Raw genomic sequence first — 22,711 nt, forward strand, 5'->3', positions numbered from 1 at the left:
GGCTCAGTCCCTTCCGTCCTGCTGAGAACCGACCTGCTGAGGACCGACCTGCTCGGAACCGCCCTGCTGAGCCCCGCCCTGCTGAGCGGCGACGCCCCACGCCGAGAACTCCAGCTCGTAACCGAGGGATTCGAGGACCTCGTCGGCGACCTGCTGGTCCTCCCCCGCCGTGCCGCCGGCGACGCCGAGGCCGCCGATGATCTCGCCGTCCTTCTTGATGGTGACGCTGCCCTCGGTGGCCATGATCGGCAGCGCGGCGCCGGGGAGCTGGGAGAGCTGCGAGAAGAACACCGGCTGGCTCTCCTGCCACTTCTTCAGCATCTTGCCGGGTCGCTGCATCACAGCGGCTGTGTAGGCCTTGGCGCGCGCTATGTCGGGGGTAAGCGGGCGGGCGCCGTCCGAGCGGCGGATGGCGACGACGAAACCGCCGGCGTCCACCACGGCGACGCTGAACGCCTTGCCGACGGCCTGGCCGCGCTTGAAGCAGGCGTCGATGATCTCTTCGGCTGCGTCGAGGGTGAGCTTGCTCATGCTGCTTCCTTCTGGGTGGTGAACAGGCGGCGGAGCTTCGCGACCGCGGCGTTGTACTTCTCGGGGGCCTCCCAGTACATGGAGTGGGGAGCGTCCTCGACGATCTCGAGGTGCGAGCCCTCGACCAGCTCGTGGGCGCGCTGGACGGTCTTGACGCTCAGGACGGCGTCCTTCTCGCCCGCGAGGAAGGCGACCTTCAGACCGGAGGCCTTGATCTCGTCGAGGGTCGGGCCGTTGGTGTCGAGGTTGCGCAGGTCGGCCATCTTGGCGACGTTGAACGTGCCCATCTGGTGGAACAGGAACGTCAGATCGGGCCGCTCCTGCTGGAACTGCTTGGTGAGCAGCCGGTCGATGACCGGCAGCTTCACCGCCTCGGCGCGGTCGGCCTTGGCGAGCTCGGTCAGCTCCGCGTGGGCGATGGAGCCGAGGGAGTGGCCGAGGACGACCGAGCCCACACGCTCGGGGCGGGTGAGTCCTGCGCGCAGGGCGGCGACGGAGCCGATGGACTGGCCCACCAGCATCACGTCGGTGAGGTCCTCCTTGTCGAGGACGGCGACGAGGTCGCCAGGGAAGTCCTGGCCGTCGAACTCGGGCTTCGACGAGTGCGGAGGGGTAGGGGCGTCGGACTTGCCGAAGCCGCGCAGGTCCACGGTGACGACCGTGAACTCGTCGCGCAGCGCGGCCACCTGCTGCCACCAGGCGGCGTGATGGCCGCCGGAACCGTGCACGAACAGGATCGCCGGACCGCTGCCGTGGCGCTCGTAGTAGATGGAGGTGCCGTCGGAGTCGGCGAAGGGCATGGGGGTAACTCCTTGTTCGGGCCGGTCAGTTGGGGCGCTTGGCGTGGTAGACCAGCTCGATCATGGTGTGGTCGGGGTCGTGGATGTAGCAGAACTTGGACTGGTTCTCGGGGCGCTGGATCGGGCGGGTGTGCCGGATGCCCAGCTCCTTGAGGTGCTCCAGGAACTCGTCCCAGTCGTCGACCTCGACGGCGAAGTGGTACGGCGCCATCCGCTCCATCTCCTCGACCGGCGTGAAGTGCAGGTCGAAGTTGCCGCGGGTCATGAGGACGACGCGCGTGTTGGACTTGGGCTGGATGCGCTTCATCCCGAAGACCTTGGCGTACCACTCGGCGGTGCGGTCCGGGTCGGTGGTGGGGAAGTTGACGTGGTGGATGTAGCGGGGTTCCCTGCTCATCGTTCTTTTCCTTTCGGGGGTGTTCAGGGGCGGACGGACTCCTCGGCGGACTCCTCCTGCACGAGGTTGGACAGCACTCCGATGCCGCTGATCTCGATCTCGACGGTGTCGCCGGGCTCCAGTTGGCAGGTGGCCTCGGCGCCCATCCACAGGACGTCGCCGGGGTGCAGGGTGAGGTGCCGGCTCATCTCGACGATGAAGTCGTAGGGGTCGAAGACCATGCCGCCGGTGGCGAACTCGGCGCGCGTCTCGCCGTTCACACGCAGAGCGGTGGTCTGCGCGAGGGCGTCGACGGACGTCTCGATCCAGGGGCCCATCGGCTTGAAGGTGTCGCTGTTCTTGCTGCGCCAGAACGTACGGTCCTGGTGCTGCCAGGTGCGCGCGCTGACGTCGTTGCCGATGGTCCAGCCGAAGACTGCCTCGCGGGCCTCGTCGTACGAGGCGTGGCGGACGGTGCGGCCGATGACGGCGACCAGTTCGGGCTCGGCCTCGAAGCGGCCGGTGACCTCCTTGGGCTTGATGATGGGCGAGCCGTGCCCGGTGAGCGCGTTGTTGGCGCGGTAGCCGATCTCTGGGCGCTCCGGGATGACCGCCTTGGCGTCGCCGAGTGCGCGAGCGTGCTCGATGTGCCGGGTGTAGTTCATGCCGACGGCGTAGAAGACGGGCGGGATCACCGGAGGCAGCCAACGTGCTCCGGCCGCCGGGATCTTGCCGGTGACCTGCGGGATGCAGTCGAGTGGAGAGCCGGAGAGCAGCTCGAGGACGTCTCCGTCGACCCGGGCCCAGCTCGGCCGCCCGTCGATCTCGATCCGGGCATACCTCATACGGTGGGCGCCCCCAGCCGGTGCGAGATCCGCTTGGTGATCAGGTAGGAGTCCAGGGCCTCCGGGCCGCCCTCGCGGCCGTAGCCGCTGTCCTTGACGCCACCGGAGGGGGCCTCGTGGACGGAACCACCACAGTGGTTCACGGAGAGGATCCCGGCCTCCAGCTCCCGGGTGACGTACTCGGCGGTGGCGGCCGACTCGGTGAAGGTGTAGGCGGCCAGGCCGTACGGGAGGGAGTTGGCGGTTGCCAGGGCCTCGTTCAGGTCGGTGAAGGGGACGATGGGGGCGATCGGACCGAAGGGCTCCTCGATCATCAGCTCCGCGTCAGCGGGGACGCCGGTCAGGACGGTCGGCGCGAAGAAGTAGCCGGGCCGCTCCAGGCGGGTGCCGCCGGTGCGGACGGTGGCGCCGCGCTTGACGGCGTCGGCGGTCAGGCGCTCCAGGGCGGCCAGGCGCCGGTCGTTGGCGAGCGGGCCCATGGTGGTGCCCTCGGTGAGGCCGTCGCCGACCGAGACCGCCTCTGCGGCCTTTACGAACTCGGCGGTGAAGTCCTCGTAGAGGCTCTCGTGGACGAGGAAACGGCTGGGCGAGGTGCACACCTGGCCGGCGTTGGCGAACTTGGCCTGGGCGGCGCGGCGGGCGGCCTCGACGGGATCGGCGTCCGCGCAGACGATCACCGGGGCGTGGCCGCCCAGCTCCATCAGGGTCGGCTTCATGACCTGCCCGGCCTGGGCGGCGAGCAGCTTGCCGACGGGGACCGAGCCGGTGAACGCAACGAGGCGGGTGATCGGGGAGGCGATCAGGTGGGCCGAGACCTCGGCGGGCTCTCCGAAGACGAGGTTGAGCGCACCGGCTGGGACGCCCGCGTCCACGAAGCAGCGCACCAGCGCGCAGGCAGTGGCGGGGGTCTCCTCCGAGGCCTTGATGATGATGGAGCAGCCGGCGGAGAGCGCGGAGGAGATCTTCCGCATCGGGCCGCCAGCCGGGAAGTTCCAGGGCGTGAAGGCGGCGACCGGGCCGACGGGTTCGCGGCGCACGGTGAGCAGGGTGCCGGGCTCGGAGGGGATGACACGGCCGTAGGCGCGGCGGGCGTCGTCGGCGTGCCAGCGCAGCGTTTCGGCAACGCGGCGGGCCTCGCCGGTGGCCTCGGCGAGCGGCTTGCCCTGCTCCAGGGTCATGATCCGGCCGACTTCGGCGGCGCGTTCGGTGAGCAGGTCGGCGGCGCGGTGCAGGATCGCGGTGCGGCGGGCGATCGGAGTGTCGCGCCAGGTGCGGAAGCCCTCTTCGGCCGCGGCGAGCGCGCGGTCCAGGTCGTCGGTGGTGGCGAGCGGGACCTCGCCGATCGCCTCTTCGGTGGCGGGGTTGACGACGGGGGCGGTCTGACCGGCACCTCCCTGACACCATTCGCCCGCTATATACAGGTTGACGGTGGGGTATTCGGTCTCGGTTACGGTCTCAGTGCTCATGGGTGCAATGCCCTTTCAGGCTCGCGAAAGAAAAGATGGGGCGACACCGGGTGCGGCGCGCGCCTGTCCCGGCTCAGCAGGCCGGGGGGCTCGGCTCAGCGGGCCGGGGCCTCGGCGTCGCGGTTGGTGCGCAGCGCCCAAATGGTGTGCGGAGGCGCGGTCTTGTGCACGCGGGTCTCGTAGCTGTTGTCGACTCGGTCCATATCGGCCGCGTACTCGACCCTGCCGCCGCACGGGGCATGCAGGAAGCGGAAGACGTTGGAGCCGATGGTGTGCCGGCCAAGCTTGCGGGCCTCGCGCCAGCCGCGTTCGATCATGTGGTTGCCGCCCTCGACGACGTCGTCGAAGCCGGGCACCTCGTAGGCGATGTGGTTGACCTCGGCCCGGTCGGGGCGGTGGCAGAGCAGGAAGGTGTGCTGGTCGTCGTCGCCGGGTGCCTGCATGAAGACGCCCATCGGCTCGACGACGTCGGTGGGGCGGAAGCCGAGGCGCTCGGTGTAGAAGGCGACGGCCTCCTCGCGGCCCTGCTTGGGGATGTTGAGGGCGACGTGGCACATGCGCAGCGGGCGGACCTGGCCCACGGTCTCCAGCGCCGCGTTCCAACGCCGGACGGTGCCCGAGACGTTGGCGGGGCGGGGCTCGACGGCGAGCTTGCGCGGACGGGCGAGGGTGAGGCCGACGCCGAAGCCGGTCTCGTCGACGGTGTGGTGGACGCCGTCGGCGCTCTCGCGCACGCTGCGGTCGCGCCCCGCCTCGGCCACAAGGCGGGCCAGCTCTTCGGGGGTGTCCACGCCCCAGACCACCTCGCGCAGAGTGGGGCCGGACTCGACGGGATCCGGGAGCCACGAGCCGGGCCGGGTCTCCAAATGAAGGGTCTGGCCGGCGAGGGTCTCGAAGACGGCGTGCTCGTCGGTACGTTCCACCAGGAAAAGGCCGAAGTCCGTAAAGAAACGGATGCATTCCTCGAGGTTGTCGATGCTGTAGGTGACCGCCTCTATGCGCTGGATGCCCATCGGTTCCTCATTTCCCGTTCGCTGCCGAGGAATTCTCCCGGCCACTGATTCCCGGTGATCGTAGATGTGCTGTCAGGCCGCCTCAACGGCCGTGCCGCGCAGGGTCTGCAAGCCTTGTTTGCGAACCTTGCGCCCGTCCTCATCGCTTGATGCTCGGGATGGGATTCCTGGAGAACCAGTCGGTCAGGAACTCCAGGAATACGCCGATCTTGCGCGGGGTCGTTTGCCCGGGACCGTAGATCGCGTACAGCGGGCGGTCCGGCACCGGGACGTCGGGGAGCAGCACCTCCAGGGCGCCGGAGACCAGGTCATCGTAGGCGGGCCGCTGGGGCAGCAAGGCGATGCCGCGGCCGTGGACGGCCGCCTTCTGCAGCGCGATGTAGGAGTTGGACTGGAAGGCGATGTTGCGGATCTTGTGCAGGGTCGAGGTGTGTCCGTGGCCGAGGCGCCAGACGGGGTCGTTGACGTGCACGAGGCATTCGTGTGCGCCGATGTCGTTGGGCTCCTCGAGGGTTCCACTGCCGGCGAGGTAGTCGCCGGAGGCACAGAGCACGAACGGCAGTGAGGCGATCTTTTTCAGCCGGACACTGGAGTCCCTCAGGTCACGGGTGTGGAAGGCGACGTCGAATCCGCTGTCCAGGAAATCGTAGGTGCGGTCCGATATTCCGCCGAGTTCGAAGCGGACCTGGATTTTCGGGTGGGCTGCGGAGAACGCCGCTATCGCGTCGCCCAGATCCAGACTTCCTATCCACTTGGGGCAGATGATGCTGAGTGTTCCTTCGGCGCGGTCGTGGAGCTGCGCTATGCCGGCGTCCTCGGCGTCAATTTCGTCGAGTATGCGTGCGGCGAAGGCCGCGTAGCGCTGGCCCGGCTCGGTGAGGCTCACCGAGCGGGCGGTGCGGTTGACCAGGCGTACGCCCAGCTGCCGCTCAAGTTCGGCGACGTGTCTGGAGACGAGGGACCCCGAGGAGCCGAGCTTCTTGGCCGCGCCGCTGAAGGAGCCCACTTGGGCGACGGTGACGAAGCTGTGCATGACGAGCAGGCGGTCCATGGTGGTCCCTCCATTGGCCCTGGGCCTGACATGTCCCGGGCCGGTAGAACGTGCGGGTGGTGCGGGTGGTGCGGGTGGTGCCGACGGGCGCGGGCGGCAGATGTGCCGTCCGCGCCCGGGAGGGGCGGGGCGCCGTGCGCGGCGGAGCCGTTGCCGTGCAGGGAGACGGGCGCACCGCACCCGGTATCACTTCGGGCAGTACTGCGGCGCCTCGTCCAGGTTCTCCTTGGTGATCAAAGTAAGGGGAACCTTACTGATCTTGTCAACCTTCTTGTCGGCAAGAAGATCCACAGTGTTCTCGACCGCGGTCTGCCCGATCACCAGCGCCGAGTTCGCGACGGTCGCGGAGAGCTCTCCGGACTTGACGGCGGCGATACCGTCCTCGGTGCCGTTCACCGAGACGATCTTGACGTCCTCGGCGCCGGCGGCGTCGAAGGCCTTGCGGACGGCGAAAGCCATCTCCTCGTTGGCGACGAAGGCATAGTCCAGGTCGGGGTGGGCCTGGATCATGTTCTCGGCGACGTCCTGCGCCTTGGCCGGGTTGAACATGCCGGGCTGGTTGGCGACGACCTTCGCGTTGGGCGGCAGGCCTCCCTCGAAGCCTCCGACCAGCAGGTCCGAGGCGGCACCCGGGGCGCCGGCGACAATGCCGACGGTGACGTCCTTGCCGCCGGCGTCCTTCGAGATCCACTCGGCGTCCAGCGCGCCCACCTGCTTCAGGTCGACGACGGCAGCGCCCAGAACGTTTGACATGTCGTCAGTGGCCACGGACGTCAGATAGATCGGGATGTTCGCGGCCTTGGCCTTGGCTATGTCCCCTTCCAGGGCGTCGACGTTGACGGTCTGCACAATCAGGGCGTCCACGTTCCGGGAGATCATGTCCTCGATGTTGGACAGCTCGGTCCCGGCGTCCTGCTTGGAGTTGGCCGAGTAGATCTTGGCGCCTTTGTCCTTGGCCGTCTGCTCGACGGACTTGAGCAGACAGGAGTGGAAGTGGGTGTTGGCGCCGTTGACAAACCCGAGGGTGACGGAGTCATCGCTCGCGCTGCCGGTCTCCGAGCCGCAGCCCGAGAGCGTCAGGGCGGCGGCGCCGACGAGCGAGACCGCGACGGTGCGGCGGGAGCGGGCGATGGGCTTCATGGGGTTGGCCTTTCCTGCATCGTTGAAGAGAAGGTGGGTACGGAACGTGCGGATACCGGACGGCAGTTGCCCGTGCGGGCCGCGCCCCTCAATGGCCTGGCGCGGACTTGCGCTGGAACTCGTTGACGATGGCCGCAAGCAGCAGCACCGCGCCGGTCACCACGAACTGGTAGTAGCTGTTGACCTGGAGCAGGTTGAGAGCGTTGGCGACGACGCCAAGCAACATCACGCCGAGGATCGTGCCGGGGATGGTGCCGTGGCCTCCCGCCAGCGAGGTGCCGCCGATGACCACGGCGGCGACGGCGGTGAGCTGGAGTTGCAGGCCTCCCGTGTTGGGAGCGGCGGCACCCAGCCGGGAGAGCAGCATCAGGCCGGCCAGTCCCGCCAGTGCGCCGGCGAGCGCATACAGGGCGAGCTTGCGCCCGGAGACGTTGATGCCGCTCAGGCGCGCGACGTGCTCGTTGCCGCCCATCGCGAAGGCGTCGCGGCCGAAGGTGGTGAACCGCATGGCCAGGCCGATCGCCGCGAGGACCAGCAGCGCCACGATCAGCAGGTACGGGATGCCGAAGACCTTGGAGTTGCCGAGCGCCGACATCTTGGTGCCGATGGAGATGCTCGTGCCGTTGAGCACGAGCAGGGCGACGCCGTCAAGGAGCATGGCCGTTGCCAGGGTCGCGACGAACGGTGCGACCCTGGTGAAGGTCACCACCAGCCCGTTGACCAGGCCGATCACGGAGGCCAGCAGCAGGCTGATGACGACGGTCACGGCCGTGGAATGCCCTCCCGAGAGGAGCTGTGCGGCCACCGAGAGGGTGACCGCAGCGTTGCTGCCCATGGAGAAGTCCATGCCGCCCGCGGTCATGAGCAGGGTCAGCCCGGCCGCGATGACGGCGGTCACGCTGATCTGGCGCAGCACGTTGAGCAGATTCTGCGAGCTGGTGAACGAGTCCGCGTTCAGGGCGGTGAAGAGTGCCACCAGGACGAGAACGACGATGAGGCCGCCGTGCGGTACCCGCAGCAGGGACTTGGGCGTCAGGCGGGACGCGGTGCGCTCGGGCGGCGCGGCCGCCGGCATGTCCGGGGCGGCGGAGGGGGTCTTGAGGCTCACTGGGGCTGTCCTCCGAGTGCGGTGGCGACGAGTTCGTCGCGGGTGATGGCGGTGATGTCGTGCTCCGCGACGGTGCGCCCCGCCCGGACCACCAGGACGCGGTCGGCCAGGCGCATGACCTCTTCCGCCGAGGAGGAGGCGAGCAGCACGGCGACGCCGCGCGAGGCCAGTTCGTCGACGAGGGTGTGGATCTCCGCCACAGCGGCCACGTCCACGCCGTTGGTGGGGTCTTCCAGGAAGCAGGCGGCAGGGTTGGTCTCCAGCCACTTGGCCAGCAGCACCTTCTGCTGGTTGCCGCCGGACAGGCTGCCGACCGGCGGGTCGCCGCCCAGCGTGATGACGCCGTAGCTCCTGCGGCGCGGGGCCGCCCGGCGGGCCAGCTCGCCGCGCCGGTGCAGCCGCCTGCGGTGGAAGCGGTCCTCGGCCAGCATCAGGTTCTCGTCCACGGACAGGCCCTGGACCAGACCGAGGGCGCGGCGGTCGCCGGTGACGCAGCGCAGCCCGCCGGCGAGGGATGCGGCCACCCGGCCGAGCGGAACGGGCCTGCCGTCGACGCTCAGTTCGCCGTCTTCGGGCCGCACGCGCCCGGAGAGCAGGTCGAACAGGCGGGACTGAGCGTCCCCGGCGGGACCGAGGACGGCGACGACCTCGCCCTTGCGTACCTCGACCGAGAACTCCCGTATCGACCGGCCCTGGCTGAGACCGCGCGCGGAGAGTCCGATCTCGTCCTTGGGAGCGGGCCGTTCGGGGCGGTGCGAGACCACCTCGCGGCCGACCATGGCGCGCACAAGACCCGCGGGGTCGAATTCGGCAGCGGGCGCGGTGTTGACCACTTCGCCGTCGCGCAGGACGGTGAGCCGGTCGGCGACCGCCAGCACCTCGTCGATGTAGTGCGAGATGTAGACGACGGCGACGCCCTCGTCGCGCAGGGTGCGCACCAGTTCCCGGATCCTGGCCGCGTCCTTGGCCCCGAGGCAGGCGGTGGGCTCGTCCAGGATCAGGACGCGGCCGCCGCGGCGGACCTCGCGGGCCACCTCTACCATGGTCTGCTCGGCCACGGTCAGCTCGCCCGCCGGGCGCGTGACGTCGATGGCGATGCCGAGGTCGGCCAGGGCGCGCGCGGCCTGTTCGCGGACCGAGGTCCAGTGCACGGTGCCGCGCCGCCGGGGCAGCGCGCCGAGCATGACGTTCTCGGCGACGGTGAGCCCCATGGCCAGTTCGCGGCGCTGCGGAACCATGCTGATGCCCAGGTGCCGGGCGCGGCGCACGCTCAGCGAGGAGTGCGCCTGGCCGGAGACCTCGAGGGTTCCCTCGTCGGGCTGGTGGACGCCGCACAGGACCTGGACGAGGGTGGACTTGCCGGCCCCGTTCATGCCCATCAGCGCGTGCACCTCGCCCGGGTGCAGCTCCAGGCCGACGCCCTTGAGCGCGGCCGCGCCGCCGAACCTCTTGGTGACGCCGCGTACCCGCACCAGGGGCGCGCGGCCCTCGTCCGGTGCCGTCGCCATCGCGTCGGTCCCTCCTTGACCTGCGCTGTACGGAACTGCTGCGGCGGTCACGGCCGTGCGCCGTCCCCGTCGGCGGCCACCTCGGCCGTGCCCTCTCCGACGGCCACCCGGGCGTAGCCGCGGATGTCCGGGAACGGAGGCTCACGGTCGGGCTGGAGGTCCACCTGGAAGGTGTTGAGACACATCCCGAGCATCGTGAAGTTGCCGAGAGCGCCGATCGCGTCGACCAGGCCGCGGGAGCCGAAGTGGGCGTGGGCACGGGCGAAGGTCTCGTCCGAGACGAAGTGCTCCTCCAGCACCTCGCGGCAGAAGGCGTAGAAGGCCGCGTCGGCCTCGTCCGCGAACTGCGCCTCGCGCTTCTCGGCGATCGCCTTCACGGCGGCCTCCGGAATGCCGGCCTCGATCGCCTGCTTCACATGCGCGTTCCAGGAGTACTGGGCGTCCCAGTTGCGGGCCGCCATCAGCAGGGTCAGCTCGCGCAGGTGCTTGGGGAGACTGCAGTCGAAGCGGGCGAAGGCGCCGAGCGATTCGGCGCGTTCACACATCTCCGCGCTGTGCAGCCACACCCGGAACGGGCCGCGAACGGCACCGCGCCGCCCCGCGATCCGCTCGGCCAGCTCCTTCTGGCGCGGGTTCATTTCCTCTTCGGTGAGTACGGGGAGCCTCATGGCCGAGATCCGCCTTCGTAATCCGGGCACGGTCCGGGTTCGCCGTGCAACGGCTGCCGACCGTACCCGTGGGTTCGAGAACCTCACCCCTCCCGGAGCGCAAGGTAAACCTGCACGCCAGAACGCAGTCATTCGCGGGTCGGGCTCCTAACGTCGTCGACGCATCGCCGTTGAAAGGAATCCCTGGATGACCGTCATCATCAAGGCCGCGTCCGTGCCCCTCCTCGACCGAGGAGGGTCCGTCGTGACGACGCCCCTCATCACCACGCCGTCCGCTGGTGGTGAAAACCGGATCACGAGCGGCATAAGCGTCTATCCAGTCGGCTCAGGGGCGCCGATGCACTCGCACAACTGCGACGAGCACGTCACGATCCTCGAGGGCGAGGCAGAGGTGGTGGTCGACGGCGAGGTGACGAAGCTGGAGCAGTTCGACACGACGTACGTCCCCTCCCCCATCCCGCACCTGTTCCGCAACATCGGGGACCGCCCCCTGCGCATCCTGTGGGTGTACACGTCAGGCCATGTGACGCGGACGTTCACGGAGACCGGCGTGACAGTGGAACACCTCTCCGCGCAGGACCAGATGGGCTGAGCCGCCCCGCGAAGAGCTCACCCGTGAGCGGGTCGGCGGGCCTTCCGGGCGTGCCCGGCGCGGAGGCCTCGACGCTGCTCCAGCTGTCCGGAAAGGCCCGCCCCGGCGCGGTCTTCGTGTTCCGCAGCCGGCGCCCCATGTGCCGAATCGCCGGCCACCGCGTCTCGTGCGCCGGCCGGCGACCTTCCTTGCTTCCGGTGGCCGGGCGGCCCGGAAGACCGGCAGGGGGTGGGTACGCACGGCTGTGCGCACGCACCCCCTGTGCAGTCCGGCTACGCGACCGGCGGCGTGCCGTGCGTATGGAAGGACTCGATGGTCTTCAGACCCCAGGCCTGCCCCTTGGACCGCTCGGCCTCGGTCCAGGTGATCAGCGGCCAGTCGGGCGCCAGCACCAGACGCGTGAGCGGGTTGCACAGCTCGATGCGGTTGCCGCCCGGCTCGTAGACGTAAAGGAAGAACGTCTGCTGGATGGCGTGCTTGTGCGGGCCGGTCTCGATGAACACACCGGCGTCGATGGCGAGGTCGGCGGCCCGCAGGATGTCCTCGCGGGTGTCGGTGGCGAAGGCGATGTGGTGCAGCCGCCCGCTCGAGCCGGTCCAGTCCGAGGTGTAGACGACGTCGTACGACTTGTCGGTGAAGGTCAGCCAACGCGCCGCGATCTTCCCGCTGTCGAGCCGGATCTGCTCGGTGGGCCTGGCCCCGAGGAGGTGTTCCTGGAACTCCGCGTTGGCGAGGACGTCGGAGGCGAGGAAGTTGATGTGGTCCAGGCGGCGCACGCCCACGCCCCGGTTGGGCTTGGCCTGCGGCTGGTTCTTCAGCGCGGGCTTCAGCTCGTCGGGCGCCTGGTAGTGCTCGCTCTCCCAGTACAGGGCGTGCTCATGGCCGTCCGGGTCGGTGGTGACGTACAGCTTGCCGAGGCCCGGTTCGTCCTCGACCCACTGCCCCGTGCCGCCCGCGCCCTCGATGGCCTTCACCCGGCGCCGGAGGGCCTCCTCGCTCGAGGTGCGCAGGGCGAGCCGGCCGAGGCCAGGCTGCTCACGGGCGGTGAGCACCAGGCTGTGGTGCTCGTAGTCGTCGAAGGTCCGCAGATAGACGGTGTCACCGTCCTGCCCGTTGACGGTGAGCCCCAGATAGTCGGTGAAGAAGGCGACACTGGCGTCCAGGTCCGGGGTGAACAGTTGCGTGTGGCCGATGTGGGCGATGTCGCCGAGCGGCGGAGTCATCGTTGACCTCCTGGGAGTTGGGGGGTTGTCGGTGCCGTCTCGGCGGACCTTGGGAACACGGTGCCGTCGAAGATCTTGCGAGCCGTACGGACCACGGCCGTGCGGCGCGCGGAGGGCAGCCCTTCGGCGGTGCTGCCGAGGCTGCTTTCGATGTCGAGGAATCCCGTGGGATGTTCGATACGGATTCGGTCCCTCTGGGCCTCCGGGCCGGGCAGCTCGGCGAGCTCCGCACCGACTGCACCGTCGATGCGCAGACCCGCAGCGACACTGGCCGCGCCCAGCACACCGATCGAGGTGTGACAGCGCACTGGAATGAAGGTGCGGGTGGAGATCGCGCCGTCGTCGCGGGGCGTGGAGAGCAGGGTGAGCTTGGGCACGGTGGCGGCCGAGACGTCACCGAGGCCCATCAGGCGTCCCGCCTCCAGCCGGATCGTGCGCAGTCGCTCGGCCAGCTCCTGGTCGGCCTCCAGCTCGGCGGGCGACTCGTACCCGGTCACCTTGAGCGAGGAGGCCGCGATCAGCACCGTCGGCATGCCGTTGTCCACGCAGGTCACCGGAACACCGTCGATCACGTCGCGGACGTTGCCGGTGGGTAGCAGGGGGCCGGCGCCGGGCGGGAACTCGATCACCACGGCGGCGGCCTTGCCGGGCACGCCCGAGATCTCGGCGTCCCCGGTGTACTGCACCCGGCCGCCCGGGGTCGGGAAGGTCGCTGTGGCGTAGTCGCCGGAGTTGACCATCCGGATACGGACAGAGGTGCGCTCCTGCCCCGCCGTGACCAGACCGCGCTCGACGGCGAACGGTCCGATGCCTGCCAGGATGTTGCCGCAGTTCTGGCGGTCACTCACCTCGGGCTTGCCAACGGCCGCTTGGAGGAAGAGGTAGTCGACGTCGGCGCGCGGGTCGGACGACGGCGAGACCACGGCCACCTTGCTGGTGAGCGGGTGCGCGCCGCCCAGGCCGTCGATCTGACGCTCGTCCGGGCTGCCCATGATGCGCAGCAGCAGCTCGTCGCGTACGGCCGGGTCGGCGGGCAGGTCCTCGGCCAGGAAGTAGGCGCCCTTGGAGGTGCCGCCCCGCATCAGCAGGCAGGGCACCTCCTCGGGTACGCGAGTCACGACCGCTCCCCCTCGTACTCCTCATACGTCTTGTACTCGACGCCGAGCCGCTTCAGCGTGTCCCTCAACCCGTAGCGGTCCAGGCCCAGTTCGCCGTCGAGGAAGGCGGCGCGGGACTTGGCCTCCTTGGCCTCGCGGGCCTCGGACGCCTCGACCGTGACACGGGCGCGCTCCCGGGGGACGACCACCACACCGTCGTCGTCAGCGAGGATCACGTCGCCGGGGCGGATCATCTGGCCGTCGATGGCGACCGGCACGTTCACGGAACCGCCGGTGGCCTTGACAGTGCCCTGCGCGGAGACGGCCCGGGACCAGGCCGGAAAGTCCATCTCGCGCAGCTCCTGGGTGTCCCGGATGCCCGCGTTGGTGATGAGACCCCGGACGCCCCGCTGCTGGAGGGCGGTCGCGAACAGCTCACCGAACATGCCGTCGGTGGACGGGGAGGTGGTGGTGACGACCAGGATGTCGCCCTCACCGCACTGCTCCACCGCGGCGTGGATCATGAGGTTGTCGCCGGGCCAGCTGAGCACGGTGACGGCGGTGCCCGCAACGCGTACGCCCTGCTGGATCGGGCGAATCCCCGGTCCCAGCAGGCCGGTTCGGCCCATGGCCTCGCTCACCGTCGCGACACCGAAGCCCGCCAGCGCGTCGACGTCCTTGGCATCCGCCTTCGGCGGGTTGGTGACGATCACGCCGCTCATGCTTCCTCCTTCTGCAGAGCTCCGCTTCGGCTCCGCTGCGGCCGGGTGCCCACTCCGCTTCGCTCAGCGGACCCCCAGCCTCCGCTGCACCTCAGCTCGCTCATGCCAGCTCCTTCGCGATCTGCGGGTAGGGGCGCATGTACGCCTCGGCCATGGTCTTGTGCGCCAGGCCCAGGTTCGGGCCGGCGTTGCGCTTGAGCTGGACGCCACGGCGGACGGCGAGGTCGGTGTAGTAGTCCCACAGGTGCTGCTGGGCGCCGAGGCACTCCATGGCCTTGCGCTTGGTCTCCCACACCTCGGTGATGTCGAGCAGGACCTCGGGCTTGAAGCCGCTCATCTCCGGCTGGTGCGGCTCGAAGTAGAAGACCGGCGGGGCGCCGATGATCCCGCCGGGACCTGGGTAGCCGATGGCCTGGGCGAGCACGCGGGCCTCCAGCGCCATGCGGTTGGCGGCCGGGTGGTCTCCGTTGTACGGGTCCTCGGTGGGGTGGGTGAGGACGACGTCCGGCTGGGTCTCGCGGTAGACCTCGACCAGCTTGTCGGTCAGCTCGGCCGTGGCGACCAGCGGGTAGTCGCCGGCGTCGAAGAAGCGGACCTCGGCACCGAGTGTGGCGGCGGCACGCTCCGCCTCGTCCCGGCGTATCGCCTTGATCTCGTCGAGCTTCTTGCCCTCGCGCCACGCCTTGGCGGACTCGCCGCGCTCGCCGAAGGTCAGGCACGCGATGGTGACCTTCTCGCCTCGGGATGCGGCCAGGGCGATGGCTCCCCCGGCCCGCCACACGAAGTCCCCGGCGTGCGCCGTGATGACGAGTGTCGATCGTGGGGTGGCGGGCGCGTTGCCGTGCGTCATCAAATCTCCTTGGTGGACAGGTGTGCGCCCGCCTCGGCCTCGTCCGTCACACAGCCCGCTGGCCGCGCAGTGTGTCAGTCGCGCAGCGCGTCGATCACGCTGCCGAGATGGGCGCGGACGGCCGCTTCGGCCGCCTGCGGGTCCCGGGCCCTGATCGCTTCGATCACGGCCAGGTGTTCACCCAGGGACTTCTGCGGACGCCCCGGTCTGAGCGCCAACTGGAACCGGTGGCGCACCAGTTGCGCGTTCAGCCGCTCCAGGAGCTCCACGGCCACCTTCTGGTCGGAGAACTCCCTGATCTTGGCGTGCACTTGCTGGTTGAGCTCCGAGTAGGTGACCGGCTCACCGTCGGCCACAGCTTTCTGCATCGCCGCGCCCAGATCCGCCAGCTCGGTCAGCTCCTCGTCGCTGGCCGCGACGGCCGCCTTGGCCGCGCACAGCCCTTCGAGGACCATGCGGCACTCGGTGATGGCGACCGCTTCCTCCACGGTCACCACCCGCACCCGCGAGCCGCGGTTGCGGATCCGCTCGACCAGTCCCTCGGACTCCAGCTCGATCAGCGCCGCCCGGACGCTGGCCCGGGTCACCCCGAACTGCTCGGCGAGTTCGTTCTCCACCAGCCGCTGAGCCGGTGACATGTCGCCGCGCAGAATCGCCTGCCGCAGCTGCGCCAGTGCGTGCTGCTTCGCCTGCTCCCCGGTGCCCGGACGGGCTTCTTCCGGCATTCGTGCCCTCCCTGAGTGGGTGCCTGTCGAAGCTAAATCTAGGACAACAAGATTGTCAACAATTTTGTTCGCTATTGTTGCCGACGGGCTCCGGCCACGGCCTTCAGTCAGGTGCGCGACGTGAGGATGCTGACGGTGTTGGCCGCGACGACGGCCCCGATGGCGGCCCACTCCGTCCACCCCAGGCACTGCCCGAGGACGACCCATCCGACCACGGCGGCGAGGACCGGATTGACGCTCATGAAGAGACTGAAGGCCCGCGCCGGTACGCGGCGCAGGGTGAACAGGTCCGCGAGGTAGGGCACGGCCGAGGAGAGAACGCCGGCGGCGACGGCGTACACGGCGGCCCCCACGGTCGGCGGACGTTCGACGACGATGACGAGTCCGGCGGGCAGGAACATCAGGGCGGACAGTCCGGCCGCGGCAGCCGGTCCCTGCACTCCGGGGATGCGCTGCCCGACGGTGCGGTTGAGCAGGATGTACGACGCCCAGCAGACGGCGGCCAGCAGACCCAGGCCCATCCCGAGGTAGTCGGTGGAAGGCCCCGGGCGCATCAGGGTGACGACGCCCGCCGCGGCCATCACCGCGCAGCACGCATCCAGTCGGCGGCGTGAGGCGGCCAGGGCGATGCTGAGCGGGCCGAGGAACTCCAGGGTCACCGCCAGCCCGAGACCGATGCGGTCGATCGCGCTGTACAGGGACAGGTTCATCGTTCCGAACACCAGGGCCAGCAGCGCGACCGGCCACCACTGCCGCCTGGTGAAGGTCCGCAGACTCGGCCGGCCGACCGCGAACAGGACGATCGCGGCGACGTATTGGCGTACCGCGACGACACCGACGGGTCCGAGCACGGGGAAGGCGAGGGACCCGATCGCGGCACCGATCTGGTTGGACAGTCCGCTGCCGGCCATGGTGGCCACACCGGCGAGGCGCATTCCGTCGGCCTCCGGGGACGAAGGCAACAGGGACGAAGGCGCGGGGGAGGAAGGCACCCCGGCTGACCGGCGCGCGGAAGCTGCTGAGCGTTCGGATGCTGCATGCATGCCCCGCATCGTGGGACCACGCTGCTCTTGCACAAAATGCATCCGCAGGAGCATGTATACGCTTCAGTCATGGATGTGGAGCTGCGGCAGTTGCGCTGCCTCGTTGCGATCGTCGACGAGGGCACCTTCACCGATGCCGCCATCGCGCTCGGTGTCTCTCAGGCAGCCGTGTCCCGGACACTGGCCTCGCTCGAACACGCCCTTGGTGTACGGCTGTTGCGGCGGACCTCGCGCGAGGTGACTCCGACGGCGACCGGGCTGCGCGTGGTGGCGCAGGCCCGGCGTGTGCTCGGCGAGGTGGACGACCTGGTCGGGGAGGCCACATCAGGTCATACGTATCTGCGCATCGGCTACGCCTGGTCGGCGATCGGCCGCCACACTCTGGCCTTTCAGCGCCGATGGGCGGGCGCGCACCCCGAGACGGACCTGCAACTCATCCGCGTCAACTCCACCACCGCCGGACTCGCGGAGGGTGCCTGCGACCTCGCCGTGGTACGCAGGCCGGTGGACGACCGCCGCTTCGACTCCGCCATCGTGGGGCTGGAGCGGCGCCTGTGCGCCATGGCCGCCGACGACCCGCTGGCCCGGCGCCGCTCGATCAGGCTCGCCGACATCGGCGGGCGCAGGCTGATGATCGACCGGAGGACCGGGACGACCACCACGGAGCTGTGGCCCCCGGACTCCCGCCCGGCGACCGAGGAGACGCACGATGTCGACGACTGGCTCACCGTGATCTCCACGGGCCGCTGCGTGGGCATGACGGCCGAGTCCACCGCGAACCAGTACCCGCGGCCCGGCATCGCCTACCGGCCGGTGCGCGACGCCGAGCCGATCGCGGTGCGGCTCGCCTGGTGGCGGGACGACCCGCATCCCGCAACGCAAGCCGCGATCGAACTGCTCACGGAGCTCTATCGCAAGGCCTGAAGCCCGGCCACCAACCTCACTCCAGCCGGCTCACCCCGTTCAGCACTCCGTCCGGCTCACCCCGTCCAGCTCACTCCGTCCGGCCGAGAGGAATCCTGATGGTGAAGGCCGTGCAACCAGGCCGGCTGGCCAGCTCGATGGTGCCGCCGTGCGCGCGTACGAGTGACCGTGCGACCGCCAAGCCAAGGCCGCTGCCGCCCCGGTCGCGACTGCGGGCCTTGTCGACGCGGTAGAAGCGGTCGAAGACGCGCTCCTGATCAGCGGCCGGTATGCCCGGCCCGGAGTCGGCGACCCGCACCATCGCCTCGCCGGACGAGACGGACGTCTCCACGGACACCTTCGTGTCGGCCGGGGTGTGCACGGCGGCGTTGGTGAGCAGATTGTCCAGCACCTGCCGGATACGCAGGGGGTCGAGACGCAGCATCACCGGCTCGGGTCCGGCCGCCACGGTCAGCGGGTGGTCCGGCCGGCCCGCGCGGAACGCGTCCGCTGCTTGGCGCACCAGGTCCATCAGGTCCGTGTCCTCCGGCCGCAGCGGTGTCTCCACCTCGGCGGCGTCCAGGCGGGCGAGCAGAAGCAGGTCGTCAAGGAGCACGCTCATCCTGGCCGCCTCGGCGCGCAGCCGTCCCAGGTGCTTCTCCCGCTCCTCGGGCGCGTTGGCCGCCGCGTACTGGAACAGGTCGGCGTAGCCGCGCACCGACATCAGCGGGGTGCGCAGCTCGTGCGACGCGTCCGCGACGAATCGGCGCAGCCGCTGTTCGGCCTCCGTGCGGACGGCGAGGGAGTCGTCGATGTGTTCCAGCATGGTGTTGAACGCGGTGCGCAACTCCTCGACCTCGGGGCCGCCCTTCTCGCCGTCGACGCGCACCGGGAGTCGCGCCGAGTCGGTGAAGTCGTGCGAGGTGATGCCGTGGGCCGTGTGCGCCATGTCGCTGAGCGGCTTCAGGCCGCGCCGCAGCACCGCACGGCCGGCGACGACGAGGGCGAGCAACGCGAGCGCGAACGTGGCGACCTGAACCGTGACCAGCTGCTCCATGGTGTCCTCGATGCCCTCCATGGGGGCTGCGGTGACGAGCACCACGCCGGGTTCGACCTCGCAGGCGCGCAGCTGGTACGTGCCCTTCCCCTTGAGGTGCGCGGTGCGCAGGATCTCGGAGGAGCCCGCGTCGGGCAGTGCCGCGGCGACGGCGGCGAGTTCGCCTGTGTCCGCGGGCACGTCGGCGGACTTGCGGAGCACGGGCACGCCTTCCGACATGTCGTACACAGCGGTGTACCAGCCGTAGTACGGCTTTCGCTGAACGGTGCCGTGGACCAGGGCGTCCTTGGACTGTGTGACCTGGACGAGCTTCATCTGGTCGGCGAGCTGGTGCTGCAGGTAGTCCCGCATATACGTCGAGAGCGCCGTGCCGACGACGGCGAACACGATGAGCGACAGTACGGCCAGGCCCAGCGCCAGCCGTGTGCCGAGGCGCAGGCTGCGGTAGGTCTGCCTCAGCCGGCTGATCATTCGGTGACCTGCCTTACCACGTACCCGACTCCCCGCACGGTGTGGATCAGCGGCTCGCCGGTGTCCTCGAGCTTGCGGCGCAGGCGGCTGACGACCAGCTCCACGACGTTGGAGCGGCCGCCGAAGCCGTACTCCCAGACGTGGTCGAGGATCTGCGCCTTCGTCATCACGGTCGGTGACTTGCGCATCAGGAAGCGGAGCAACTCGTACTCGGTCGGTGTGACCGTGAGGCGCCGGTCGCCTCGCCGCACCTCGCGGGTGTCCTCGTCCAGCGTCAGGTCCGCCACTCTGAGCACGGACCGCTGGAATCCCGGCCCGGTGCTGCGGCGCAGCACGGTCCGCAACCGGGCCATGAGCTCCTCCACGGCGAACGGCTTGACGAGGTAGTCGTCGCCGCCCCTGGTCAGGCCCGCGACCCGGTCGGCCACGCCGTCGCGTGCGGTGAGGAACACGACGGGGACCATCGTCCCGGACTGGCGGAGCCGGTCCAGCACGGCGAAGCCGTCGAGGTCGGGGAGCATCAGGTCGAGCACCACGATGTCGGGCTGAAACTCGGCGGCTCGGCTCAGGGCCTCCTCACCGCAGTTCGCGGTGACCGCTTCCCAGCCCTCGTAGCGGGCAACCGTCGCCACGAGGTCGGCGATGGGAGGATCGTCGTCCACAACGAGGAGTCGCACTCTTTCCACGTGCTCATGGTGCTTCACGTGTCTTATGACGCCATACCCGCCCCCCAGTGGGGCCGGCCGGGTCCGTATCGATAACGACTTGAAAGTCGACCGACAGTAAAACGACAGCTCCCACCAGGCAGGCTCGAAAGTCCCCACACCCCGAGCGAGGAGTTGCCGTCCGTGACGACTGTCCAACGTGTCCAGCCGCCCCCGCCTGCGGCGGCGATACGCCCCAAGGTCGTCGCCCGCGCCGGCCTGTACGCCGTCCTGGGCGCCAACGTGTGCGTGGTGACCACGTTCTTCTTCCAGGCCGGGCTCGGCTCGAACGCCCTGATCCTGCTGGGCCGGCTGGCCGGGCTGTACGGCGCACTCCTGATGGCCTTCCAGCTGCTGCTGGTCGCGCGGCTGCCGTGGCTCGACCGCCGGATCGGCATGGACCGGCTGACCTCCTGGCACCGCTGGGTCGGCTTCGGTGTGCTGTGGACCCTGGTGACACACATGGTGTTCATCACCTTCGGCTACGCGCAGCTGTCGTCGCTGCCGCCGGTGGACCAGTTCGTGGAGCTGGCGACGACCATCGAGTACGTGCTGCGCGCCGTGGTCGCGCTGGCGCTGATCATCACGGTCGGCATCGTGTCGGCGCGCTTCGCCCGGCGCCGGCTGTCGTACGAGACGTGGCACTTCATACACCTCTACATGTACGTGGCGGTGCTGCTGGCGTTCTCGCACCAGGTCGCGGTGGGCACGACCTTCACGACGTCGCCCACGGCCACCGCGTACTGGTGGACCCTGTGGGGAGCGGCGCTGGGCTCGGTGTTCCTGGGACGGGTGGTGCTCCCCCTGCGGCGGAACCTGCGGCACCAGCTGCGGGTGTCGGCCGTGGTGCCCGAGTCCGACAACGTCGTGTCGATCTACGTAACGGGACGCGACCTGGATCAACTGCCGGCCCGAGCGGGCCAGTTCTTCCTGTGGCGGTTTCTGACCAGGGAGCGGTGGTGGCAGGCCAACCCGTTCTCGCTGTCGGCCGCACCGGACGGCCGGCAGCTCAGGCTGACCGCGAAGACGGCCGGCGACGGCACCGCAGCCCTGCGCCACATCCCCGTGGGCACGCGAGTGTTCGCCGAGGGCCCCTACGGCGCCTTCACCACCCTCCACCGCACCCGCCCCGACACCCTGCTCATCGCCGGCGGCGTCGGCATCACCCCGATCCGGGCCCTGCTGGAGGAGCTGCACGGCCACGCGGTGCTCATCTACCGGGTGGCCACCGACCGGGACGCCGTGCTCTACGACGAACTGCGGGAACTCGCCGCCGCCAAGGGCACCGAGCTGCACCTCGTCACCGGCCCGGCCACGCCGGACAAGCTGGCACCGGAGACGCTCGCGCGGCTTGTGCCGGACGTCTGCGAGCGCGACGTCTTCGTCTGCGGCCCGCCCGGGATGACCAGCGCGGTGCTCCGCAGCCTGCGCGAGCTGGGAGTGCCCAAGCAGCAGATCCACTTCGAGCGCTTCAGCCTGGCGGGATGAGAGGGACATCGTGAAACGAGCACTGCCTGTCTTCATCCTGACCGTCGCGGGCCTGGTCCCGATCTGGCGTTACGAACCGCCTACCGGTACGACGACCACCGAGGCCGCCGAACTCGTCCCGACGCCCTCGTCGACTTCTTCGTCTCCTTCGTCTTCGTCGTCTTCTTCGTCCGCGGCCTCGCCGTCCGCGTCGGCGGCCGCCTCGCAGGTCGTCCGGGGCAGCACCGTCAACACGTCGAAGGGCGCCGTGCAGGTGGAGGTGACCTTCGAAGGCGACAAGATCAGTTCCGTGCGGATGCTCCAGCAGCCGAACCACCCGCAGACCACGGCTGCCGTGCCGAAGCTGATCGAGGAGACGCTGGAGGCGCAGAGCGCCGACATCGACACGGTGTCCGGAGCCACGATCACCAGTGAGGGATACATCCAGTCGCTCCAGGCCGCCATCGACGCGAAGGACGCCTGAGGTGCGGCGCGTCGAGCACATCATGGGATTCCCGGTGTCGCTGCGGATCGACGACGGGGACGTCCCCGAGGAGGCGGCGGACGGGCTGTTCGCGTGGCTGCGCGAGGTCGACGCGCGTTTCAGCCCCTTCAAGCCCGACAGCGAGGTGTCCCGGCTGGACCGGGGCGAGCTGTCGGACGACGACCTCAGCGTGGATCTGGTGGAGGTCCTCGGCCTCTGCGAGGAGTACCGGGTCGCGACCGGCGGTGCGTTCGACGCCCGGCTGCCGGGCCGCGGCCTCGACCCCTGCGCGATGGTGAAGGGCTGGTCGGTGCAGCGGGCGGCGGAGCTGCTGACGGCCACGGGAGCGACGCGGTTCTGCCTGAACGCCGGTGGTGACGTGGTCGCGGCCGGCGGTCCGTGGCGCGTGGGCGTACGGCACCCCGAGCAGGCCGACAGGCTGTGCACGGTACTGGAGATCACCGACGGCGCGGTGGCGACCTCCGCGCGGTACGAACGGGGTGACCACATCCTTGACGGGCGTACCGGCCGTCCGGCGACCGGACTGCTCAGTCTCACCGTCGTGGCGCCCTCGCTGACCGAGGCCGACGCAACCGCGACAGCGGCGTTCGCCATGGGCGCGGAGGGCATCGAGTGGGCCGCCGCACGGGAAGGGTGCGAGGTGTTCGCCGTGGATGCCGAGCGCAGGGTCGTCCGGACGCCAGGGCTTCCCGTGGCCGCCTGATCGCACCCTGAGTGGCTACGGGCAATGCAGCCGAGTGCTACGGGCAAGGGGGCCGCCCCACAGGGAGAGAAAACCGGTCGACAGCCGCCCCAGCGACAGACTGTGATGGTCCGACGCCCGCCGAACGGAGCGGCGAGCGACTG

At 69.8% G+C, this 22,711-nt stretch carries 24 protein-coding genes; 5 read left to right on the forward strand and 19 right to left on the reverse strand.

Features of this window, described 5'->3' with window-relative positions:
• Positions 1 to 3: 3 nt before the first annotated feature.
• From ACSMXV_RS02645 to ACSMXV_RS02695, 11 genes are all read right to left on the reverse strand, one after another.
• Positions 4 to 531, reverse strand: coding sequence for a GlcG/HbpS family heme-binding protein (locus ACSMXV_RS02645; protein WP_473176075.1), 528 nt, complete (start codon positions 529 to 531; stop codon positions 4 to 6).
• A complete protein-coding gene (locus ACSMXV_RS02650) occupies positions 528 to 1,331 on the reverse strand; it encodes an alpha/beta fold hydrolase (RefSeq protein ID WP_473176076.1) in 804 nt (267 codons plus the stop codon). The genes ACSMXV_RS02645 and ACSMXV_RS02650 overlap by 4 nt, the downstream gene beginning before the upstream one ends.
• 25 nt (positions 1,332 to 1,356) lie before the next feature.
• A complete protein-coding gene (locus ACSMXV_RS02655) occupies positions 1,357 to 1,728 on the reverse strand; it encodes a VOC family protein (protein WP_473176077.1) in 372 nt (123 codons plus the stop codon).
• Between the two features lie 23 nt (positions 1,729 to 1,751).
• Positions 1,752 to 2,552, reverse strand: a complete 801-nt coding sequence (locus ACSMXV_RS02660) for a fumarylacetoacetate hydrolase family protein (protein ID WP_473176078.1) — start codon at positions 2,550 to 2,552, stop codon at positions 1,752 to 1,754.
• A complete protein-coding gene (locus ACSMXV_RS02665) occupies positions 2,549 to 4,018 on the reverse strand; it encodes an NAD-dependent succinate-semialdehyde dehydrogenase (RefSeq protein WP_473176079.1) in 1,470 nt (489 codons plus the stop codon). Before ACSMXV_RS02665 ends, ACSMXV_RS02660 begins: the two co-directional genes overlap by 4 nt.
• Positions 4,019 to 4,113: 95 nt before the next feature.
• A complete protein-coding gene (locus tag ACSMXV_RS02670) occupies positions 4,114 to 5,031 on the reverse strand; it encodes a VOC family protein (RefSeq protein WP_473176080.1) in 918 nt (305 codons plus the stop codon).
• Between the two features lie 139 nt (positions 5,032 to 5,170).
• Positions 5,171 to 6,082, reverse strand: a complete 912-nt coding sequence (locus ACSMXV_RS02675; RefSeq protein ID WP_473176081.1) for a LysR family transcriptional regulator — start codon at positions 6,080 to 6,082, stop codon at positions 5,171 to 5,173.
• Between the two features lie 186 nt (positions 6,083 to 6,268).
• Positions 6,269 to 7,222: a sugar ABC transporter substrate-binding protein gene (locus ACSMXV_RS02680; protein WP_473176082.1), complete on the reverse strand. Its 954-nt coding sequence runs from the start codon at positions 7,220 to 7,222 to the stop codon at positions 6,269 to 6,271.
• Positions 7,223 to 7,310: 88 nt separating this feature from the next.
• A complete protein-coding gene (locus tag ACSMXV_RS02685; protein WP_473176083.1) occupies positions 7,311 to 8,330 on the reverse strand; it encodes an ABC transporter permease in 1,020 nt (339 codons plus the stop codon).
• On the reverse strand, positions 8,327 to 9,838 hold the full coding sequence (locus ACSMXV_RS02690; protein ID WP_473176084.1) for a sugar ABC transporter ATP-binding protein: 1,512 nt from the start codon (positions 9,836 to 9,838) through the stop codon (positions 8,327 to 8,329). The genes ACSMXV_RS02685 and ACSMXV_RS02690 overlap by 4 nt, the downstream gene beginning before the upstream one ends.
• A gap of 47 nt (positions 9,839 to 9,885) precedes the next feature.
• Positions 9,886 to 10,506 carry a carboxymuconolactone decarboxylase family protein gene (locus tag ACSMXV_RS02695; protein WP_473176085.1) on the reverse strand — a complete coding sequence of 207 codons (621 nt, stop codon included), beginning with the start codon at positions 10,504 to 10,506 and terminating at the stop codon, positions 9,886 to 9,888.
• A gap of 187 nt (positions 10,507 to 10,693) precedes the next feature.
• Between ACSMXV_RS02695 and ACSMXV_RS02700 the strand changes: the two genes are divergently transcribed.
• Positions 10,694 to 11,098 carry a cupin domain-containing protein gene (locus tag ACSMXV_RS02700; protein ID WP_473176086.1) on the forward strand — a complete coding sequence of 135 codons (405 nt, stop codon included), beginning with the start codon at positions 10,694 to 10,696 and terminating at the stop codon, positions 11,096 to 11,098.
• A gap of 272 nt (positions 11,099 to 11,370) precedes the next feature.
• On the opposite strand, the gene ACSMXV_RS02705 is transcribed toward ACSMXV_RS02700, so the two are convergent.
• The 6 genes from ACSMXV_RS02705 to ACSMXV_RS02730 form a co-directional block, all read right to left on the reverse strand.
• Entirely contained in the window at positions 11,371 to 12,321 is a 951-nt protein-coding gene (locus ACSMXV_RS02705) for a catechol 2,3-dioxygenase (protein ID WP_473176087.1), read from the reverse strand.
• Positions 12,318 to 13,403 (reverse strand): 4-oxalomesaconate tautomerase, encoded by a 1,086-nt coding sequence (locus ACSMXV_RS02710; RefSeq protein ID WP_473179215.1) that lies wholly within the window; start codon positions 13,401 to 13,403, stop codon positions 12,318 to 12,320. Before ACSMXV_RS02710 ends, ACSMXV_RS02705 begins: the two co-directional genes overlap by 4 nt.
• 32 nt (positions 13,404 to 13,435) lie before the next feature.
• Positions 13,436 to 14,140 (reverse strand): 4-carboxy-4-hydroxy-2-oxoadipate aldolase/oxaloacetate decarboxylase, encoded by a 705-nt coding sequence (locus ACSMXV_RS02715; protein WP_473176088.1) that lies wholly within the window; start codon positions 14,138 to 14,140, stop codon positions 13,436 to 13,438.
• 100 nt (positions 14,141 to 14,240) lie between these two features.
• Positions 14,241 to 14,990 carry a PIG-L deacetylase family protein gene (locus ACSMXV_RS02720; RefSeq protein ID WP_473176089.1) on the reverse strand — a complete coding sequence of 250 codons (750 nt, stop codon included), beginning with the start codon at positions 14,988 to 14,990 and terminating at the stop codon, positions 14,241 to 14,243.
• Between the two features lie 74 nt (positions 14,991 to 15,064).
• Positions 15,065 to 15,715, reverse strand: coding sequence for a GntR family transcriptional regulator (locus ACSMXV_RS02725; RefSeq protein WP_473176090.1), 651 nt, complete (start codon positions 15,713 to 15,715; stop codon positions 15,065 to 15,067).
• Positions 15,716 to 15,822: 107 nt separating this feature from the next.
• Positions 15,823 to 16,650, reverse strand: coding sequence for an EamA family transporter (locus tag ACSMXV_RS02730; protein ID WP_473176091.1), 828 nt, complete (start codon positions 16,648 to 16,650; stop codon positions 15,823 to 15,825).
• Between the two features lie 177 nt (positions 16,651 to 16,827).
• Between ACSMXV_RS02730 and ACSMXV_RS02735 the strand changes: the two genes are divergently transcribed.
• Entirely contained in the window at positions 16,828 to 17,682 is an 855-nt protein-coding gene (locus tag ACSMXV_RS02735; protein WP_473176092.1) for a LysR family transcriptional regulator, read from the forward strand.
• 70 nt (positions 17,683 to 17,752) lie between these two features.
• Here the strand turns inward: ACSMXV_RS02735 and ACSMXV_RS02740 are convergent, their stop codons facing one another.
• Complete coding sequence (locus ACSMXV_RS02740; RefSeq protein WP_473176093.1) at positions 17,753 to 19,189, reverse strand: HAMP domain-containing sensor histidine kinase; 1,437 nt, start codon at positions 19,187 to 19,189, stop codon at positions 17,753 to 17,755.
• The gene (locus ACSMXV_RS02745; RefSeq protein WP_473176094.1) at positions 19,186 to 19,875 is read right to left on the reverse strand and encodes a response regulator transcription factor; all 690 of its coding nucleotides are present in this window, start codon (positions 19,873 to 19,875) and stop codon (positions 19,186 to 19,188) included. Before ACSMXV_RS02745 ends, ACSMXV_RS02740 begins: the two co-directional genes overlap by 4 nt.
• A gap of 162 nt (positions 19,876 to 20,037) precedes the next feature.
• Here ACSMXV_RS02745 and ACSMXV_RS02750 point away from each other — a divergent pair, with 162 nt between their 5' ends.
• The 3 genes from ACSMXV_RS02750 to ACSMXV_RS02760 are packed head-to-tail and all read left to right on the forward strand — an operon-like array spanning position 20,038 to position 22,568.
• Positions 20,038 to 21,381, forward strand: coding sequence for a ferredoxin reductase family protein (locus tag ACSMXV_RS02750; RefSeq protein ID WP_473176095.1), 1,344 nt, complete (start codon positions 20,038 to 20,040; stop codon positions 21,379 to 21,381).
• A 10-nt stretch (positions 21,382 to 21,391) separates the two neighbouring features.
• The gene (locus ACSMXV_RS02755; RefSeq protein ID WP_473176096.1) at positions 21,392 to 21,844 is read left to right on the forward strand and encodes an FMN-binding protein; all 453 of its coding nucleotides are present in this window, start codon (positions 21,392 to 21,394) and stop codon (positions 21,842 to 21,844) included.
• A 1-nt stretch (position 21,845) separates the two neighbouring features.
• Positions 21,846 to 22,568, forward strand: coding sequence for an FAD:protein FMN transferase (locus tag ACSMXV_RS02760; RefSeq protein ID WP_473176097.1), 723 nt, complete (start codon positions 21,846 to 21,848; stop codon positions 22,566 to 22,568).
• Positions 22,569 to 22,711 lie beyond the last annotated feature (143 nt).

The sequence above is a fragment of the Streptomyces sp. DSM 42067 genome (assembly GCF_055792885.1).

Coding starts and splice junctions, on each gene's coding strand:
- ACSMXV_RS02645 (WP_473176075.1), bottom strand. CDS start 531: ATGAGCAAGCTCACCCTCGACGCAGCCGAAGAGATCATCGACGCCTGC.
- ACSMXV_RS02680 (WP_473176082.1), bottom strand. CDS start 7,222: ATGAAGCCCATCGCCCGCTCCCGCCGCACCGTCGCGGTCTCGCTCGTC.
- ACSMXV_RS02650 (WP_473176076.1), bottom strand. CDS start 1,331: ATGCCCTTCGCCGACTCCGACGGCACCTCCATCTACTACGAGCGCCAC.
- ACSMXV_RS02700 (WP_473176086.1), top strand. CDS start 10,694: ATGACCGTCATCATCAAGGCCGCGTCCGTGCCCCTCCTCGACCGAGGA.
- ACSMXV_RS02690 (WP_473176084.1), bottom strand. CDS start 9,838: ATGGCGACGGCACCGGACGAGGGCCGCGCGCCCCTGGTGCGGGTACGC.
- ACSMXV_RS02710 (WP_473179215.1), bottom strand. CDS start 13,403: ATGCGGGGCGGCACCTCCAAGGGCGCCTACTTCCTGGCCGAGGACCTG.
- ACSMXV_RS02670 (WP_473176080.1), bottom strand. CDS start 5,031: ATGGGCATCCAGCGCATAGAGGCGGTCACCTACAGCATCGACAACCTC.
- ACSMXV_RS02675 (WP_473176081.1), bottom strand. CDS start 6,082: ATGGACCGCCTGCTCGTCATGCACAGCTTCGTCACCGTCGCCCAAGTG.
- ACSMXV_RS02665 (WP_473176079.1), bottom strand. CDS start 4,018: ATGAGCACTGAGACCGTAACCGAGACCGAATACCCCACCGTCAACCTG.
- ACSMXV_RS02715 (WP_473176088.1), bottom strand. CDS start 14,140: ATGAGCGGCGTGATCGTCACCAACCCGCCGAAGGCGGATGCCAAGGAC.
- ACSMXV_RS02725 (WP_473176090.1), bottom strand. CDS start 15,715: ATGCCGGAAGAAGCCCGTCCGGGCACCGGGGAGCAGGCGAAGCAGCAC.
- ACSMXV_RS02660 (WP_473176078.1), bottom strand. CDS start 2,552: ATGAGGTATGCCCGGATCGAGATCGACGGGCGGCCGAGCTGGGCCCGG.
- ACSMXV_RS02735 (WP_473176092.1), top strand. CDS start 16,828: ATGGATGTGGAGCTGCGGCAGTTGCGCTGCCTCGTTGCGATCGTCGAC.
- ACSMXV_RS02655 (WP_473176077.1), bottom strand. CDS start 1,728: ATGAGCAGGGAACCCCGCTACATCCACCACGTCAACTTCCCCACCACC.
- ACSMXV_RS02740 (WP_473176093.1), bottom strand. CDS start 19,189: ATGATCAGCCGGCTGAGGCAGACCTACCGCAGCCTGCGCCTCGGCACA.
- ACSMXV_RS02730 (WP_473176091.1), bottom strand. CDS start 16,650: ATGCGCCTCGCCGGTGTGGCCACCATGGCCGGCAGCGGACTGTCCAAC.
- ACSMXV_RS02720 (WP_473176089.1), bottom strand. CDS start 14,990: ATGACGCACGGCAACGCGCCCGCCACCCCACGATCGACACTCGTCATC.
- ACSMXV_RS02695 (WP_473176085.1), bottom strand. CDS start 10,506: ATGAGGCTCCCCGTACTCACCGAAGAGGAAATGAACCCGCGCCAGAAG.
- ACSMXV_RS02705 (WP_473176087.1), bottom strand. CDS start 12,321: ATGACTCCGCCGCTCGGCGACATCGCCCACATCGGCCACACGCAACTG.